The sequence below is a fragment of the Deferribacterota bacterium genome (assembly GCA_034189185.1).
In the GTDB taxonomy this organism is placed as follows: Bacteria; Chrysiogenota; Deferribacteres; order Deferribacterales; family UBA228; genus UBA228.
The window spans coordinates 1-1718 of sequence record JAXHVM010000286.1 but is presented as its reverse complement, the minus strand read 5'-3'; the positions used below and the strand labels follow the sequence as shown (position 1 = coordinate 1718).

Sequence of the window (1718 nt, the reverse complement as noted above, 5' to 3'; positions counted from 1 at the left end):
TTAGGATATTATCCGGATGTAGGTTCTGGTATTGAAAAAGATGGGTTTGTAAGAACTGGGGATGTAGTAGAAATAGATGATAATGGTTATTTTTACGTTGTTGACAGAGTAAAGGATATGATAAATGTTTCAGGTTTTAAGGTTTATTCGCTAGAGGTTGACAGAATTTTATACCAATTAGATGAGGTAGAGATTGCTGCTACAGTAGGAATTCCCGATAAAGAAAGAAAAGGAAGTGAGAGGGTAATAGTTTTTATAAAACTAAAGGATGGTAAGCATCTGGACGAGAAGTCTGTTTTAAACTATCTTACCAGAAATCTCCCTAAATATGCTATACCGAAGAAAATATATTTTGTAAATGAAATGCCTATGACTCTTATCCAAAAAACTGATAAGAAAAAATTACGCTTGTTAGCAATAGACAAGTATTATGGTGAAAAGTAAAAAATTATACTTTTTCAATAATTCTAATCTTAACAGCTATTTCAATATTGAAAAAGATGTTATACATATATGGATTATTAACACCACAAATGAGATTGTAGAAAAGAATTTTAATGTTTATTATAATCTTTTGAATGAAAGAGAAAAAAAGAGATTTGAAAGATATAAGTTTAATAAGGATAAAAGGCGATTTGTATTTTCAAGAGGCATATTAAGGTATTTAATAAGTAAATATTTAAATATCGAAGCTAGAAATGTATCAATTATTTATGATAACAGGGGAAAACCAAAGTTAGGGGGTGGCATTAATAAGATTAATCTAAATTTTAATATATCACATTCCAAAGATTTAATATTATTTGTTTTTGTATTGGACAGTCAAATTGGGGTTGATGTAGAATATATAGATAGATGTAGGGATGTTGTAAGTATTGCTAGAAATTTTTACAACAAAGATGAGTATAATATTATACAGGGCAGTGACAATAATGAAAAATATTTAATTTTTTACAGATTATGGACTTTTAAAGAAGCTATGCTTAAGGCTTATGGAACAGGTTTAAGTTCTGATTTTAGAACTTTAACACTTAATAGTCAAATTGAAGATAAAGATTGTTCACATGGGACATATTTTTACAGAGGCTTAGAATATAAATATAATTTTAGAATTTTATCAAAAGATTATTGTTATACTTTAGTTTATCATTAATTTATAGTTGACAATAAAACAATAAATTGCTAATGGTATACTTGGTAAATAAAGTATTAAACATAATTTTACTAAACTAGCAAAGGATGGATTATGGTAGAAAATGGGAGTTTTGATATAATTGGATCTTGGCAACCTAAGAAAAATATTCCAGAATTAAAAGACTATATAGAAATAATAAATAATGTTAGAAAACCAGTTTATGTAATAAGGAATATGAAGACGGGAATATTGTTTCCAGCTAATGAAGGAAATATTGATTATTCAATAGATGATAATATTAACTATGGATTAATAGGGGTTTTGCCCCCCATTTACCCTGAATGGCTAGGAGATAGATCATTTACAGAGGTTCATAATGTTAGGTTTCCTTATGTTGCTGGCGCAATGTATAGAGGGATAACCTCAGTAAAAATGGTTACAACTATGGCTAAAGCTGGTATGTTAGCTTTTTTTGGTACTGCAGGTTTTTCTCCAGATAAGGTAGAAAGTTCTGTTAAAGAAATTTTAGATGATATAGGTGATAAGAATTTATCCTTCGGAAGTAACCTGATTTATTCACCGG

Annotated in this window: 3 protein-coding genes; all 3 read left to right on the top strand. The window is 28.5% G+C overall.

Going from position 1 to position 1718, the window contains the following annotated elements; genetic code table 11:
• Nucleotides 1-444, top strand: a 444-nt coding sequence (locus tag SVN78_10950; protein ID MDY6822124.1) for an AMP-binding protein, incomplete at its 5' end; no start/stop codon positions are given.
• Nucleotides 431-1153, top strand: a complete 723-nt coding sequence (locus SVN78_10945; GenBank protein MDY6822123.1) for a 4'-phosphopantetheinyl transferase superfamily protein — start codon at nucleotides 431-433, stop codon at nucleotides 1151-1153. The genes SVN78_10950 and SVN78_10945, both read left to right, overlap by 14 nt.
• A gap of 93 nt (nucleotides 1154-1246) precedes the next feature.
• Nucleotides 1247-1718, top strand: a 472-nt coding sequence (locus SVN78_10940) for a 2-nitropropane dioxygenase (protein MDY6822122.1), incomplete at its 3' end; no start/stop codon positions are given.

Coding starts and splice junctions, on each gene's coding strand:
- SVN78_10945 (MDY6822123.1), top strand. CDS start 431: ATGGTGAAAAGTAAAAAATTATACTTTTTCAATAATTCTAATCTTAAC.